Genomic DNA, 15,386 nt, shown 5'->3' on the forward strand with positions numbered 1-15,386 from the left:
ACCCGCGCATCAGCCCGGTGCGTTCACCACCGGCATCAGCCCGGCGTTCACCACCGGCATCAGCCCGGCGCGTTCACCATCGACGCCGCCGCGTACGTCAGGTACTTCCACAGCGTCTCCTCGTGCTCCTCGGAGAGGCCGAGCTCGTCCACGGCGTCACGCATGTGCTTCAGCCAGGCGTCATGAGCTGCCTTGTCGACCGTGAACGGGGCGTGGCGCATGCGCAGCCGGGGATGGCCGCGGTTGTCGCTGTATGTCGTGGGGCCGCCCCAGTACTGCATCAGGAACAGCGTGAGACGTTCCTCGGCCGGGCCCAGGTCCTCCTCCGGATACATGGGCCGCAGGACCGGATCCTCGGCGACTCCCTCGTAGAAACGGTGGACGAGCCGACGGAAGGTCTCCTCCCCGCCGACCTGCTCGTAGAAGGTCTGCTCCTGAAGCGTGCCGCGCCGAATCTCTTTCACGTCCCCCATGGTCTCAGACCGGGCGGCCGAGGACTCAAGGCCTAGGACCGCCCGGGTGCTCGCTTCCCGCCCGGCCACGCAGGACAGTGGACCCATGGGTACGCAGGACCTCCAGGAACAGGAACTCGAAGACCTCGCCGTCTCCGCACGCGCCGAGCTGGTGCGGGAGATCGAGGCGAGCGGGGCCTTCCGTGCCGACCCCGGGTGGAAGGACGCCTTCCGCGCGGTCCCACGCCATCTCTTCGTGCCGTACTACTACGTCGGCGTCGTCGGCGGCTACGAACGCCGCTGGGTCGAGAGTCCCGACCCAAGGGCACGCGAGCGCTGGATGCGGGGCGCCTACGTGGACACCCCGCTGGCCACCCGGCTGCGCGACGGTGAGCTGCTCTCCTCCAGCAGCCAGCCCTCGCTGATGGCGATGATGCTGGCCGAGCTGCGGGTCGAGGACGACGACCGGGTCCTGGAGATCGGCGCCGGCACCGGATACAACGCGGCGCTGCTCTCGTACCGCCTCGGCGACGAGAACGTCACCACCGTCGACCTGGAGCCGGAGATCACCGAGTCCGCGCGCCGGCACCTCGCCGACGCCGGGTACCACCCCACCGTCGTCACCGGCGACGGCGCCCGCGGGGTCCCGGAACGCGCCCCCTTCGACCGGATCGTCGCGACCTGCACGCTGCCGTCGGTCCCGCCCGCCTGGATCACCCAGTGCCGCCCCGGTGCCCGCATCCTGAGTCCGCTGGCCACCGGCCTGATCGCGCTGACGGTACGGGACGCCGGGCACGCCGAGGGGCACTTCCTGCACTCGCCCGCCTACTTCGTTCCGCTGCGCGGCGAGGCCCGCCCCGAGCGGGAGCACACCCCGCCGGCCGGTGTGCCGCGCCGGGCCAGGGAGCACGATCTGTTCCGGTTCCTCCTGGCGCTCACCCGGGACAGCCTCGAACCGCAGGAGGCGTACGCACTGTGGGAGCGCGAGGGCATGCCCCAGCGCGAGCGCTACGGCATCACGGTCGCCGGCGACGGTGAGTGGGCGTGGCTGGACGACCCGGAGGGACCCTACGTGTGGCCCCTCCGGTGACGCCGAGGACGTGAACCCATTGGACCTGCCGGGCTAACCCCGGCGGATCGTGATCGTCGTCCAGGCGCCGACGTGGACCCGGTCGCCGTCCTGGAGCGGGACCGGGACGAACGGCTGGATCGGTTCTTCGCCGCCGTTGACCGTCGTACCGTTCGTCGAGTTCTGGTCGACGACCGCCCAGCTTCCGTCCGGCTGCTGCACCAGCACCGCGTGCTGGTGCGAGACGCCCGGGTCCTCCGGCGGCACCGACAGGTCGATGTCGGGGGTCTCGCCGGTGGAGTGGCGGCGGCGGCCGATGGTGATCTGGTTGCCGGTGAGGGCGCGCTGCTGTTCGGGCGAGTACGCGGGCAGGTTCAGGCCCGTGGCCTCGGGGCCGGAGCGCTGCATCATCGCCATGAAGTACGCGCGGTCCGGGCCGATCGTCGCCGTCCAGGTGCCGGTGCCCTGCTGCGGGTAGCCGTAGCCGCCGTCCTGGGCGGGACCGCCGGTGGTGGCGCCCGGCTGGGGGTAGCCGTAGCCGCCGCCCTGGCCGGGTCCGCCGGTGGTGGCACCGGGCTGGGGGTAGCCGTAGCCGCCGCCCTGGCCGGGTCCGCCGGACGGCGGGGAGATCACCCAGTCGTCGTCACCGCCGCCGAAGGACGGACCGCCCTGGGGTGGACGACCGGTCTCCTGCGGGTATCCGGGCGGCGCGGACTGCTGGAACGCCTGCGGGGGACCGCCGGCCGTGGCACCGGGGCCGGGCGGAGGCGGACCCGGCCGCGAGGGATCGCCACCGAAACCGGGCGGACCGGAGGGGCCGCCGGGGCCCCCGGGACCACCAGGGCCGCCGCCGAAGCCGGAGGGACCGGGCCGGCCGGGCTGCCCGGGCCGGCCAGCAGGGTTGGGACCGCCGGGGCCACCAGGTCCACCGGGGCCGCCGCCGAAGCCGGGAGGGCCGGGCTGGTTCGGGCCGCCAGGCCCACCTGGGCCGCCAGGCCCACCGGGGCCCGAGGGGCCGCCGCCGAAGCCGGAAGGGCCGGGCGGACCGGACGGGTTGGGGCCGCCGGGACCATGAGGGCCGGGGCCGCCGGGGCCACCGCCGAAACCGGAGGGTCCGGACTGGCCGGGACCACCAGGCCCACCTGGACCGCCAGGCCCACCGGGGCCCGACGGACCGCCACCGAATCCAGGAGGACCAGGCGGGTTCGGGCCGCCGTGGCCACCAGGCCCACCAGGGCCCCCCGGCCCGCCGCCGAAGCCGGGCGGGCCCGGCTGCCGGGACGGGTCGCCGCCGAAGGGCGGGCCCGGCGGGATCGGCTCGGCGGGGCGGTTCACCTGGGACGGGCGGGAGCCCTGGTAGTCGAACGAGTCACCGCCGCCGTACGACGGACCCGGGCCGGGGCCCTGGCCGGGGCCCTGGCCGGGCCCCTGCGGAAAGCGCGGCGCACCAGGACCACCGGGGCCTCCAGGCGCACCCGGACCACCCATGCCGCCGGGACCACCCATACCGCCCAGGCCGCCCATACCGCCCGGACCACCGGGACCGCCCGCCGGCGGGCGCGGGGCGGCCGGCGTGTACGACGTCGCCGTGTTCGTCAGGAAGTTCCACCGGCACTCCTCGCAGAACGGCGCGCCGCCCTCGCGGGGCGTGCGGCACTGCGGGCAGAGCTCCGGTTCGTGGTCCGTCGCACCGGGGTGCGGACGTCCCTGCGGGCCGCCGGGGGCACCGCCGGGGCCGGGGGGCGGGAAGCCGTAGCCGCCGCCGGGAGGCGGAGGCGGGGGCGGGGGCACGGCACCGGCCATGCGGTGACCGCAGACCTCGCACCAGTCGTCGGAACCCGACTGGTGTCCGTTCGGGCAGGTCGGCATGTCGGCGCTTCCCCCTTTCCCTTCCGGCCGCTCTCGGCCGGATTTTTACCAACCCCAAGGGGTCAGGCTCGCAGCTGCTTAGTCACTTCTTTACACGAACAGTCTTTGTCGACCGGGTTTCGAGTGTCATCTCGTCGGCCTCCGCGACCTTCGCCTTCAGTCGCACAGTACCTGTCGCGGCGTCGACCACGTCCACCACCTTCGCAAGCAGTTTCGCAGTATCGGCGTTCCCGGAGGCACTCGCGAGCTGAACGGCCCGGCCCAGTTTCGCCGTTGCCGCCTCGACTTCTCCCGCTTTGCGTAGATCGAGGCCCTGTTGGATGACCTGTGCCAGTTCGGCCTGGCCGGTGTAGTGGGCGACCTGAGGGTTGATCGACGTCGAGGCGACCATGTCCTCGGTCCACACGGCCCGTATCAGACCCTGCGCGCCGAGGTTCTGCACGCTGCTGTCGGGCTGCGGAATGACCAGGGAGACGCGGGCCGCGAGCATCTCCTGGCCGATGTTCGCGGCCGGTACCTCGACGCAGACGTGGTAGTCACGGGACTCGTCGCCCCAGGAACCGGTGGGGTAGTCGCCGGCGCGGGGGCCCGCCTCGGTGCGGCGGCCGGTCAGTTCCACGACCGTCGGAGCGACCTGTTTGACGAATCTGATCGTCGTGCCGACCGGGGTCCACAGCCGCAGGGCGACGTCCGCGACCTCCTTGCCCATGGCCGTCTCCATCATGCCCGTGAAGTCGGCGGCGAGACCGGCCGGGTCGGCGACGATGTCGGCGGTGCCGAGCAGGGCGGACGCGATGGCTGTGACTTCTTTCACTTCCCAGTCGGTGCCGACTCCCCGTGCGTCGCAGGTGAAACGTCCGGCGCAATCATCGAGCGATCGCCTGAGGTCCTGCGGGGACTCGTGCTCGTTGCGGCCGTCGGTGAGCAGGATGCCGTGCCGGATGACGACGTCCGCCGAGGACAGCAGGCGGTCGGCGAGGCGCAGCCAGGTGCCGATGGCCGTGCCGCCGCCGGCGCTGAGCCTGCGCAGGGCCTCCTTGGCCTGGGCGCGGGTGGTGGCGTCGGCGACGGCGAGGCGCCCGCCGCCCGGGTAGACCTCCTTGGCGACGTGCGTGCCGCCGATCACCGCGAAGTGCACACCGTCGCGCAGGGTGTCGATGGCGGCGGCGGTGGCGTCGCGGGCGTTGCGCATCTTGGTCGCCGGGTAGTCCATCGAGCCGGAACAGTCGACCATGATCGCCACCGCCGCGTCCGGTCCCTGCCCGGGCGCGTACAGGTGGGGCGCCGCGACCGCGCTGCCGACGGTGCCGCCGCCGGTGGAGGTCACCGTGACGATCGCGTTGACCTCACGGCCGCCCTCCGGCAGGTACTCGTTCTGGTAGACGTCCACCGAGAACTGCGGCACGTTCGACTTCGAGAAATTGGCCATGCCTGCTCAAATCCCCCTCGGAAACTCCACGTCGGGTGGAGGTGGTGACGGTGGACGGACCGGTCCCCTCCGGTCCGCCGAGTTGTCCCCGTATCTGTCGTCTCAGGCGGATCCTGCCCCTTGCGGCGGGGGAGGGAACGGCAGGACGGCCACTGTTACGTTGTCGTGGCCCCCGCCGTCCAGGGCGCGGCCGACGAGGACCCGGGCGCTCTGCAGGGGATGCGTGGCGGCGTCCACGGGGACGGCGTCCGCCATCTCCTCGGCCGCCTCCGCGTAGTTCCACAGACCGTCGGTGCACACCACCACCACACCCGGCCGGTCGGGCTTGAAGGAGGCGGTGTGCGGCTCCAGTTCGTAGGCGTCCGCGCCGAGCCAGCCGGTGATCGCGTGGGCGCGCTCGTCGGCGTAGGCCTCCGCCTCGCTCATCAGGCCCGCCGCCACCATCTGCGCGGCCCAGGAGTCGTCCTCGGTGAGCCGGGCGGGCGGTGCGGTGCGGTCCAGGGGGATCCAGTAGGCGCGGCTGTCGCCGACCCAGCCGACGACCAGCAGTCCGGCGGTGACGATCGCGCCGACGAGGGTGCAGGCGGGGGCGTTCTGGTGCGGGGCGTGCTCCCGTGCCGTGGCGGGCTCCTCGGCGAGCGCGTTGACCGCCTGCGAGGCCGCGACGATCGCCTCGTGCATGGCCTGCTGGGGGTGCGTGCCGAGCGGCAGGGCGGCCAGCAGCGACTCGCTCGCCGCCCGTGACGCCGCGAGCGAGGCGTCGTCCGGGCGGGTCGCGGAGGAGACGCCGTCGCAGACGATCGCCAGCGCCGCGGGTGAGCCGTCGGGGAGGGCGGTGTTGCCGAGGGCGAAGGCGTCCTCGTTGCGGTGGTGGCGCAGGCCGCGGTCGCTGACCGCGGCCACCGGGCCGAACTCCTGCTCCATGTGGTCCCGTTCCCGTGGCTGGGCGTGCCCGCAGTTCTCGCAGTAGCCGTCGTCGTCGACCCGGCCCGCGCGGCACGCCACGCACACCTTGGCCTCCCCGGCGGGCGCCGCGGCCTCGGCGGCCACCCGGGGGTCGGGCGCCTGCAACGGATACTCCTCGGGCTCCGGCGCCCGGTCGAACCGCACCCCGGTCGGCGCGGGTGCCTGCGGCGGCAGGTGGGGCGCCGCGGGGGGAGCGGGTGGCGGGGGAGCGGGTGGCGGCACCGAGCCGTTCACAGCGGGCGCCGGCACCTCCTCCGGACGCGGCGGCACGGCGGACAGGTCGTATCCGCACGCACCGCAGAAGCGGTCGCCCACCTCGAGCGGCTCCTCGCAGCTCGGGCACTTCGACAGGGCGGCCTGTTGGGGCATCTGGGACATCAACTACACCCACGTCCGGGGGCGGTAACGGTTGGCACGTTCCACCAGGTCGATCCTCTCCTCACCGCCGGTCGCCAGGCGGGCCAGCGTGCGGTACGAGCGTTCCAGACCGAACCGCAGTCCGCGCTCGTCGAGACCGCTGCCGAGCAGCGTCCGCCCCCCGGCGGTGGTGGGGGCGGAACCCTGGCTACCGGACAGTATCCAGTCCAGCGCGGAGCCGAGAACCTCGGTCGACAGCTGTGCACGCCGTCTCGGGTCCAAACCGTACGCGTCCAGCGCCTCCACCTGTGCCGCCGCGGCGGTCAGGTCCTCCAGGAACGGTACGACGGAAGCGCCCGCCGTTTCCTGTCGCAGCCGGGCGCGTACGGCCGCGACGCGCGCGGCCACGTAGTGGATGGAGCTCTCCGGCACCGACTCCAGCGTCCGCACGGCACCTTGGCGGTCCCCGGCCGCGAGCCGGACGCGGGCCAGGCCGAACGCGGCGCTCACATAGCTCGGGTCGGTCGACCACACCAGGCGGTAGTACTCGGCGGCGTTGTCCAGTTGACCCAGCACCTCCGCGCACAGCCCGAGAGCCAGCTTCGGCGCGGGCTCGCCCGGGAAGGCGTCGTAGATCGCGTCGAAGGCGAGCGCCGAGCCCTCCCGGTCGCCGGTGACCAGCGCGGCCACGCCCCGGTACCAGACCACCCGCCAGTCGTCGGGCCGCTCCCCCTCGAGACCGGACAGCGAGTCCAGCCCGGCCGCGAAGTCGCCGTTCTCCAGCAGGGCGCGGATCTGCCGCAGCCGGGTCTCGACCGACGCCGTCGGCGCCGCGGCGAGCGCACCGAGCAACTCGCCGGGCGCGGAGGCCATCAGGCCCGCCAGGAAACCCGCGTTGGGGTCCCCCGGGTCGACCAGCGGCACGGGCAACGCGAGGGCCGCGGTGGCGCAGTCGACGGACCTGACGAGGCCCGCCGTACCGGACGCGACGGCGGCGGGGAGCCCTCCCCGGGCGCGGGCCGCCCGCGCCCCCAGCCGCGACACCTCCCCGTCCAGCACCGGGAACAACTCCACGTCCGTGACCTTGGTCTCCGGCCCGAACAGCGTCGACAGCGCGGGCCGAGCCCGCCCCGTCTGGAGCGACACCACCTCGCGCAGCACACCCGTCAGCTGCTCCGCCATCTCCTGCGCGGAGGCGAACCGGCGGTCCGGATCGGGGTCGGTGGCGCGCACCAGCAACCGGTAGAACGACTCGTACCGGCGGAAGACGTCGATGTTGTCGGGGTCGGGCAGGGAGTCGGCGAAGACGTTCGTGTAGCCCTGGAAGTCGAAGGTGAGGACCGCGAGCGTGCGGCCGACGGTGTAGAGGTCGCTCGCCACCGACGGGCCGACCTCCGCGACCTCCGGCGCCTGGTAGCCGACCGTGCCGTAGATGGCCGACTCGTCGTCGTCCATCCTGCGCACCGCGCCCATGTCGATCAGCTTCAGCTGGTCCTCGGTCTGGATCGCGTTGTCGACCTTGAAGTCGCAGTACAGCAGGTTGCGGCTGTGCAGGTGACCGAGTGCCTCCAGGGCCTCGATGCCGTAGGCGCAGGCCTGCTCCACCGGCAGCGGGTCGCGCTTGCCGTCCTCGGTGCGGCGGGCGTTGGCGATCTCCTTCAGGGACTTGCCGCCGACGTACTCCATGACGATGTACCCGTCCAGCGAACCCGTCCGCTGGTCGAGGTGCTCCACGAAGTTGTAGATCCGCACGATGTTGGCGTGCTCGATCTCCGCGAGGAAGCGCCGCTCGGAGATCGCCGCGGCCATCGCGTCCTGGTCGCCGGTGTCCAGGAGGCCCTTGAGGACCACCCAGCGGTCGGACACGGCCCGGTCGACGGCGAGGTACACCCAGCCGAGGCCGCCGTGCGCCAGACAGCCCACGACCTCGTACTGGCCGTGCACGACGTCACCGGTCTTCAGCTTGGGGACGAAGGAGTACGGGTGACCGCACTTCGTGCAGAAGCCCTCCGTGCGCCCCTGCCGGTCCCCGCGCGAACGGCCCACCGGCGCACCGCAGTCGGAACGCGAGCAGAACCGCTTGCGCTCGGGCACCTCGGCTTTGTCGAGGACCATCGCGCGCGGGTCCGGCCGCGGCACCTGCGGGACCGTGACGAGTCCGACGCCCAACCGGGCCCGCCCGGAGGAGCCCGCCGACGAACCGGAGCTGCGCACCGACACAGAACGGCCCGTGGACCGCCCCGACGCCGAGCGCGACAGCCGGCCCGACACCGAGCGGCGCGACTTCCACGACTGCGACGACGTACGGGAACTGCGGGAGCTGGAGGGCGAACTGCTGGTGCCCGCCGAGCCCTTGCCGCCGACGGTGATCCCGGTCGGGGGCGAGCCGACCATCCCGGTCGCGCTGACGACCGGCGCCAGACCGCAGGTGTCGCAGTACAGCTCGCCGCCGCCCACGTCCTCGTACGATCCTTCGCAGTCCGGCCGCTGACACGTCTGCCCTGGCTGACTCATGACCCGTGCTCCCCCCTGCGGTCCTCGTGACCGCCCTGCTCCGGCACCCGCGGGGCGCCGAGCAGTTCGGCGGCCGCGTGCTGGTAGCGCAGCACGGCCTGCTCGGCGACGCGCAGGTCGCAGGGCGCGCTCCACAGCATGCGGCGCGCCGCGTCGTAGCGCTCCACGAGGAACGGGTCCTCGGCGAGCCCGTGCCGGGAGACCTTCGCCTTGTACGCGTCGAGACGGCCGCGCAGCTCCGCGCGGACCGCGAGCGGCGCGGTGACCGCGGTCAACGACTCGCGGGCGCGCAGCAGTTCGTCCTCGGCCTTCTGCTCCAGCGACTCCAGGAGCGGGGACAGCCGGTGCCACTGGGCGTGTCTGCGGTACTCGGCGGCCGTCGCCAGTTGCTCCTGCAGCACGGTCGGCGGGCCGCTGACCACCGGCACCTCCGTCGCGGCGATCTTCGCGAGGACCTCGCCGCGCGCGGTGCGCGCCTCGGCGAGCGTACGGTCCGCGCGCGAGAGCACGTCCCGCAGCTTCACCAGCCGCTGCTCCGCGTCCTGGCGCACCGTCAACACGGCGTCGATCTCCCGGCGTACGTCCTCCAGCGCGCGCGCCTCACGGTCGTACACCGTGGTGTCGGGCCGGCCGCCGCCCGGCGCCGAACTGCCCTGCCCCGGCACCCAGTGGGCGAGCGGGTCGGACACCACCTGCTCGCGCAGCGTGGTGAGGGTGTGGGTGATGCGCTCCAGGTCGTCGCCGGCCGGGTGCTCGCCGGGGCGCACCCCGACGGAGTGGGCGAGCCGGCGGGTGCGCTGCAGCTCGGCGGCCAGGAGGTCGATCCGGGCGGGCAGCGCCGACCACACGGCGTCGGCGGCGACCACCATGTCCAGCGAGGACGCGTACAGCTCGTTCATCCGCTCCACCAGCGTGGCGAGCGAGAAGGAGTGGCTGAGCCGGGCCGTGCCGTGCAGGGTCGGGGCGTTCGCCGTGGCCGCCGCGGAGTCGGCGACCGTGACGGACTCGCCGCGCAGCAGCTCGGTCAGCTCCACCAGATCCTCGCGGCTGGACCAGCGCCGACGCGAGCGGATCTCGCGGGCCGCGCGCAACGCGCCCGTGTAGGCGTCGAAGTACGCCCACAGCAGCGTGATCGACGCCTCCGCGGCCGTCCAGCGCTCCTTGGTGACGCCGGTGAGCTCGGCCCCCTCGAGGAGTCTGCGGCCCGCGTGGTCCTGCAGGGCGAGCAGCGAGGTCTCGATCGCCTCGTGCTCCGCGCCGAGCCGCGCGAGCGCACGGTCCACCTCGTCCCGGTCCATCACCGGCCCGGCGGGGTCCGTGACGCCCATCGATCACCTCTCGCTGCTGTGTGGGTTGCTGGGGCTCCGCTGTTGGTCTGTTGGTCCGTCGGCCGAGTTCCGTCAGCTCGTGCGCAGGTACTGCGGTGCGGGCGGCTTCGACGCCGACGCGTCCTGGCCCAGTGTCGCCGACAGCCATCTGTCGTACGACGCCTGCCAGCCGTTCGCGCGGTACTCCACCAGGATCTGATTGACCCGGCGTACCAGATCGTCTGCCTTCTTGTTCATCGCCACGCCGTAGTACTCGGTCGTGAAGGCCTTGCCCTTGAGTCCGACCGTCGGGTCCTGCGCGGCCTGGCTCGCCGCGAGCGCGCCGTCGTTGACCACCGCGTCGGCCTCGCCGAGTTGGAGCCTGACCAGGCAGTCGAGCTGGTTGGGGACCGGGGGGATGATGTCGACGGAGGCGGGCATCGCGCCCGTGTCCCGGTCCTTCTTCAGCTTCAGGTACGCCGTCGAACCGGCCGCCGTGCACACCTTCTTGTCGGCCAGCGTGTCGTTGTAGCCGCTGATCCGCGAGGACTTGGGGGCGAGGACGGTCTGGCCGGTCTTGAAGTACGGCGCGGAGAACGCGACCTTGTCCGCGCGGTCGCAGGTGATGGTCATCGTACGGACGACCATGTCGACCCGGCCGTCCTGGATCGCGGGGATGCGCTGGTTGGTGGGGATGGCCTTGAACTGGACCGCTTCCGGGTCGCCGAGGATGTCCTGGGCGATCCGTCGGACGAGGTCGATGTCGAAGCCCTCCAGCTCGGCGTCCGCCCGGTTCGGGTCCCGGTAGCCCCAGCGGTAGCTGTTCAGGTCGACACCCACGATCAGCTTGCGCTTCTCACCCTGGCGGTTCTTGATGGCGGTGATCGTGGGCCCGTCCGCGCCCGACGGTGCGAGTGTCTGCTTCTCCGGCCCCTCGCAGGTCGTGTCCTTCGCGTGGGTGGCCGTGGCGAATCCCGGGCCGCCGGTGCCGGTGCTGCCGTCGCCGGACGACCGGGCCGTCGGCAGCAGCAGGACGAAGGCCAGCGCGAGGGCGCAGACGACCGCCATCGCGCCCACCCCGCCCCAGCCCTTCAGACCGGCCCGCACACATCGCACATGCATCGTCACGCCCCCTTTCACCGGTACTCCGAAAGCCTGCGGCCGATGCCGAGGACGGCGCCCGCCGCGCCCAGGACAGCGAGGACGGCGGCGCCCAGGGGCAGTCCGCCCAGCGCGTCCAGGCCGTCACCGGCCGCCGTCTTGAACTCGCTCTGCTCGTGCTTCAGCGCGATCGCCAGGTTGTCGTCGACACTGTCGAAGCACTCGCCGGTCGCGCCCTTGGCGCCGATCACCTTGGCCAGCGCCTGCTGGTAGTTGCCGTTGTCGTCCTCTTCGCGGGCGGTGGCGTGGCGCTTCTTCCACTCCTCCATGTTGCCGACGGCGGCCGTCACCGGCTTCTCGCCGGTCTGGTCGTCGGCGAGCTTCTCCGCCTGGGCGAGGCCCTTGCCGAGGACCGCCATGTCCTCGGTGAAGTCGTGGTCGTAGGCGTCGAGGGTGGCGTCACCGACCTTGACCGTCTCGGCGCCGCGGGCGACCAGCGTGAGGTTCTCGTTGCCGCGGGCCTTGAGGGAGGCGATCCGGGCGTCGTGCAGGACGTTGAGGGAGCGCACGCCGTGGTCGTAGGAGTCGTTCAGACCGGCGCGGGCGACGCTGTGGCCGACGACCAGCCAGAGCAGGACGACCGTGGCGGCGGCCGTGGCGGAGACCAGGCCGTGGTTCAGTACGCGGTGGGTGCGGCGGTAGTTGCGGTGCTGGGCCCAGGCCAGCGCGGCCAGGGTGAGGACGCCGAGGGCGATCGCCGGCCACGGGTAGGGCGTGGCGTCCGCGTAGTCGTCCGCCAGGCGCTGGTTCTCCTTCGTGTAGAGCTTCTCCGCCTCCGGGAGCATGTCGTCCTGCATCTTCTCGTTGGCGTACCGCAGGTAGGCGCCGCCGACCGGGAAGCCCTGCCGGTTGTAGGTGCGGGCGCGCTCCACCAGGCCCTTGTACTCCGGCAGCAGCTTGTTGAGCTTGGTGATGGAGGCGGCCGAGGGGGAGCCCGGGTCGGAGTTGTTGGCGGCCGTGACGAGCTTCGCGGCGGCCGTGTCGATGTCCTTCTCGTACCGCTGCCGGGATTCCGGAGTCTCCTGGCCGCCGGCGAGGAAGCCGCTGGAGGCGGCGGTGTTGGCGTCGGCGAGCGAGCGGTAGATGTCCGCGGCGGCGGTGCTGAGCGGCTGGCTCTTGTGCAGGACGTCGTCGGCGGCGGCCGCTCTGTCCGTCATCTGCCAGGCGGTGACCGAGCCGAAGGCGACGACGAGGAGCGCCAGCAGGGCGCCGATGATGCGCAGCCGGCCCGGTTCGGTGGTGGCCGCGGCGCGCAGCCGGTCGACACCCTCGGCGAAGGCGGTACGGCGGTGCGGTGGGGGTGGGGGCGGGGTGGCGTGGGCCGTCGGCGGGCCGGGGACGGTCGGCGGTCCCGGTTGCGGCGGGACGGCCGGCATCGTGGGCACGCCGGTTCCCGGTGGCGCCGCGCTGCTCTTCGGCGGGTGTGTCACGTTTGACCTCCCCCATGGTCATCTGTCGCCGCAAGTATCGCTGGCAGGGCCGGTATCCGCACCGGCATTGACTGGATCTTGATCGGATCGAAGTGGAGCGCTTGCGGCGCGGGGGCCGGTGCTGTACCACCCCTTGCCCATGAATACGCCGGGGGAATCGGTTCGGTTCCCTTCCGCGGCTCAGTGATCGGGAACGGAGTCACCGGGTTCGACCAGGCCGGTTTCGTAGGCGAGGACGACGGCCTGGGCCCGGTCGCGCAGGCTGAGTTTGACGAAGACGCGGGCCACGTGGGTCTTGACCGTCGACTCGCTGAGCGTCAACCTCCGGGCGAGTTCGGCGTTGGACAGCCCCCGGCCCATGAGCCGCAGCACCTCGCGCTCACGCGGTGTGAGAACCGCGAGGTCGCGATGGACCGCCGGGGCCTGCGCACGCCCGGCGGCCCTCAAGATCACCCCGTGGCACGCCCCGCAGCTGGCCGGCCTGGCGCTCGCCGGTGTCGCGATCGCCGCCCTGGGCGCCCTGGTCCCGGCCCGGTCGGCGGCACGGCTCACCATCGCGACGGTCCTGCACAACGAGTAGGAGCCCAGCACCGGTGCGGGACGACTCAGAAGTGCCCCCGCACCCGCTCCCGCGCCTCCGCTCCCGCCCCCACCCGGTCGAGCCCCAGCAGCGCCGCCCCGAGGACCGGGCGGGCCTCCACCACGCGGGGCACCGCCTTCGGCGCGCGGGACGCCAGCAAGTCGGTGATCCCGTCCTCCAGTTGGGGATGGCGGGCGGTGAGGACGCCGCCGCCGAGCAGGACCGGGGTCTCCTCGCCCAGGAGGTCCAGGCGCGACAGCGCCACCACCGCCATGGTGACGACCTCGTCGGCCAGCCGGTCCACGATCGAGCGGGCCACCGGATCCCCCGCGGCCGCCGTCGCGAACAGCACGGGCGTCAGCTCATGGCGCCGCGCGGGGGCGATGTGCTCCAGGTGCAGCGCCTCGACGAGCGCGTAGACGGAGCGCAGGCCGAAGTGGGCCGGCAGCGTACGCGCCAGCTCGGTCGGGCCGCCGCGGCCGTCCTCCGCGCGGGCCGCGTGCCACACGGCCTCCTCGGCCAGCCCCCAGCCGCCGCCCCAGTCCCCGGAGAGCCGGCCGAGCGCCGGGAAGCGGGCGGTGCGGCCGTCGGGGCGCATGCCGACGCAGTTGATGCCGGCGCCGCAGACCACGGCGACGCCCTCGGGTTCGGCCACGCCCGCCCGCAGGATCGCGAACGTGTCGTTGCGGACCTCGACGGTCGTGCCCCACGCGCGCGCGTGCAGCGCGGCCGCCAACTGCTCCTCCTCCACGGGCAGGTCGGCATTGGCCAGGCAGGCCGAGACATGGGCGACGGAGGTGACCCCGGCCTCGGCGTACGCCTCCGCGACCGTCTCGGCGAGGGCGTCGACCGCCGCCGCGACGCCCACGGCGGGGGGCCGGAAGCCGCCGCCGCGGGCCGTGGCGAGGACGTCTCCGTCCACCGTCACGACCGCGACGTCGGTCTTGCTGTTGCCGGCGTCGATGGCGAGGACGCCGTCGGTCAGGCCCACGCGAGGTGCTCCCGGTTGTGTGCGATCAGCTGGTCGGTGAGGGCGTCGGCGTACTCGTACTGCCCGACGAGGGGGTGCGCGAGCAGGGCCCGGAAGACCCGGTCCCGGCCGCCCTCCAGGGCCGCCCGCAGGGCCAGCTCCTCGTACGCGGTCACGTTCGCCATGAGCCCCGACTGGAGCGGGTCCGGGGCCGTCACCGGCAGCGGGGTCGGGCCGGACGCGCCGACCGCCGCCTGCACCTCGATCACCGCGTCGGGCGGCAGGAAGGGCAGCGTGCCGTTGTTGTACGTGTTCACCACCTGGTACGGGCTTCCCCCGCCGCCGAGCAGCGCCGCCGCCAGGTCGACCGCGGCCTCGGAGTAGTAGGCACCGCCCCTCTTGGCCAGCAGCTCCGGCTTCTCGTCCAGGGTCGGATCGCCGTACATCTCCAGCAACCGCCGCTCCATCTCCGCCACTTCAGCGGCCCGGGACGGCTTGGTGCGCAGCTCCCGGACGACCTCGTCGTGCGCGTAGTAGTAGCGCAGGTAGTACGACGGGACCACGCCGAGCCGGTCGAGCAGGGGGTGGGGCAGGTGCAGGTCGGCGGCGATCGTGTCGCCATGGCCGGTCAGCAGCTTGGGCAGCACGTCCTCGCCCTCGGGGCCGCCGAGGCGCACCCCGGTCTCCCAGGTGAGGTGGTTGAGGCCCACGTGGTCCAGGTGGATGTCGGCAGGTGTGACGCCGAGCAGCCCGGCGAACTTCCGCTGGAAGCCGATCGCCACGTTGCACAGGCCGACCGCCTTGTGACCGGCCTGGAGCAGGGCGCGGGTGACGATGCCGACCGGGTTGGTGAAGTCGATGATCCAGGCGTCCGGGTTGGTACGGCGGACCCGTTCGGCGATGTCGAGTACCACCGGAACCGTGCGCAGCGCCTTGGCGAGGCCGCCCGCGCCGGTCGTCTCCTGGCCGACGCAGCCGCACTCCAGCGGCCAGGTCTCGTCCTGCTCGCGGGCCGCCTGACCGCCGACGCGCAGCTGGAGCAGGACCGCGTCGGCGCCGTCGACGCCCTGGTCCAGGTCACTCGTCGTCACGACCCGCCCGGGATGCCCCTGCTTGGCGAAGATGCGCCGGGCCAGCCCGCCCACCAGCTCCAGACGGTCCGCCGCCGGGTCGACGAGCACCAGTTCCTCGACCGGCAGGGTGTCCCGCAGGCGCGCGAACCCGTCGACGAGTTCGGGGGTGTAGGTCGATCCTCCGCCGACCACAGTGAGTTTCATATGAG

12 protein-coding genes and 1 pseudogene are annotated in these 15,386 nt (G+C 73.1%); 2 read left to right on the plus strand and 11 right to left on the minus strand.

Annotated elements, in window-relative coordinates; genetic code table 11:
- Positions 1-59: 59 nt before the first annotated feature.
- Positions 60-473 (minus strand): globin, encoded by a 414-nt coding sequence (locus IG99_RS18820; RefSeq protein WP_037675498.1) that lies wholly within the window; start codon positions 471-473, stop codon positions 60-62.
- An 85-nt stretch (positions 474-558) separates the two neighbouring features.
- On the opposite strand from IG99_RS18820, the gene IG99_RS18825 reads away from it, so the two are divergent.
- A complete protein-coding gene (locus IG99_RS18825; protein WP_037675500.1) occupies positions 559-1,542 on the plus strand; it encodes a methyltransferase domain-containing protein in 984 nt (327 codons plus the stop codon).
- 33 nt (positions 1,543-1,575) lie between these two features.
- Here the strand turns inward: IG99_RS18825 and IG99_RS45580 are convergent, their stop codons facing one another.
- The 8 genes and pseudogenes from IG99_RS45580 to IG99_RS18865 form a co-directional block, all read right to left on the minus strand.
- Positions 1,576-3,390, minus strand: a complete 1,815-nt coding sequence (locus IG99_RS45580; RefSeq protein ID WP_078947787.1) for an FHA domain-containing protein — start codon at positions 3,388-3,390, stop codon at positions 1,576-1,578.
- An 82-nt stretch (positions 3,391-3,472) separates the two neighbouring features.
- Entirely contained in the window at positions 3,473-4,819 is a 1,347-nt protein-coding gene (locus IG99_RS18835) for a vWA domain-containing protein (protein WP_037675503.1), read from the minus strand.
- Between the two features lie 102 nt (positions 4,820-4,921).
- Positions 4,922-6,163 carry a PP2C family serine/threonine-protein phosphatase gene (locus IG99_RS18840; RefSeq protein ID WP_037675504.1) on the minus strand — a complete coding sequence of 414 codons (1,242 nt, stop codon included), beginning with the start codon at positions 6,161-6,163 and terminating at the stop codon, positions 4,922-4,924.
- 3 nt (positions 6,164-6,166) lie between these two features.
- Positions 6,167-8,656: a serine/threonine-protein kinase gene (locus tag IG99_RS18845; RefSeq protein WP_037675507.1), complete on the minus strand. Its 2,490-nt coding sequence runs from the start codon at positions 8,654-8,656 to the stop codon at positions 6,167-6,169.
- Entirely contained in the window at positions 8,653-9,984 is a 1,332-nt protein-coding gene (locus IG99_RS18850) for a hypothetical protein (protein ID WP_037675509.1), read from the minus strand. Before IG99_RS18850 ends, IG99_RS18845 begins: the two co-directional genes overlap by 4 nt.
- Positions 9,985-10,056: 72 nt before the next feature.
- A complete protein-coding gene (locus IG99_RS18855) occupies positions 10,057-11,085 on the minus strand; it encodes a glutamate ABC transporter substrate-binding protein (RefSeq protein ID WP_037675897.1) in 1,029 nt (342 codons plus the stop codon).
- A 14-nt stretch (positions 11,086-11,099) separates the two neighbouring features.
- A complete protein-coding gene (locus IG99_RS18860; RefSeq protein ID WP_051865549.1) occupies positions 11,100-12,500 on the minus strand; it encodes a hypothetical protein in 1,401 nt (466 codons plus the stop codon).
- Between the two features lie 234 nt (positions 12,501-12,734).
- Positions 12,735-12,956, minus strand: a pseudogene (locus IG99_RS18865) (response regulator transcription factor); the annotation flags it as partial.
- On the opposite strand from IG99_RS18865, the gene IG99_RS50350 reads away from it, so the two are divergent.
- Entirely contained in the window at positions 12,913-13,134 is a 222-nt protein-coding gene (locus IG99_RS50350; protein ID WP_234311900.1) for a hypothetical protein, read from the plus strand. The pseudogene IG99_RS18865 and the gene IG99_RS50350 overlap by 44 nt on opposite strands.
- A gap of 25 nt (positions 13,135-13,159) precedes the next feature.
- Here the strand turns inward: IG99_RS50350 and IG99_RS18870 are convergent, their stop codons facing one another.
- Together IG99_RS18870 and IG99_RS18875 are read right to left on the minus strand one after the other, a co-directional pair.
- Positions 13,160-14,125: an N-acetylglucosamine kinase gene (locus tag IG99_RS18870; RefSeq protein ID WP_037675514.1), complete on the minus strand. Its 966-nt coding sequence runs from the start codon at positions 14,123-14,125 to the stop codon at positions 13,160-13,162.
- Positions 14,116-15,381 carry a 6-phospho-beta-glucosidase gene (locus IG99_RS18875; protein ID WP_037675516.1) on the minus strand — a complete coding sequence of 422 codons (1,266 nt, stop codon included), beginning with the start codon at positions 15,379-15,381 and terminating at the stop codon, positions 14,116-14,118. Before IG99_RS18875 ends, IG99_RS18870 begins: the two co-directional genes overlap by 10 nt.
- Between the last annotated feature and the right edge of the window lie 5 nt (positions 15,382-15,386).

The sequence above is a fragment of the Streptomyces griseus subsp. griseus genome, from assembly GCF_000720255.1.
Lineage (GTDB): Bacteria > Actinomycetota > Actinomycetes > Streptomycetales > Streptomycetaceae > Streptomyces > Streptomyces griseus_I.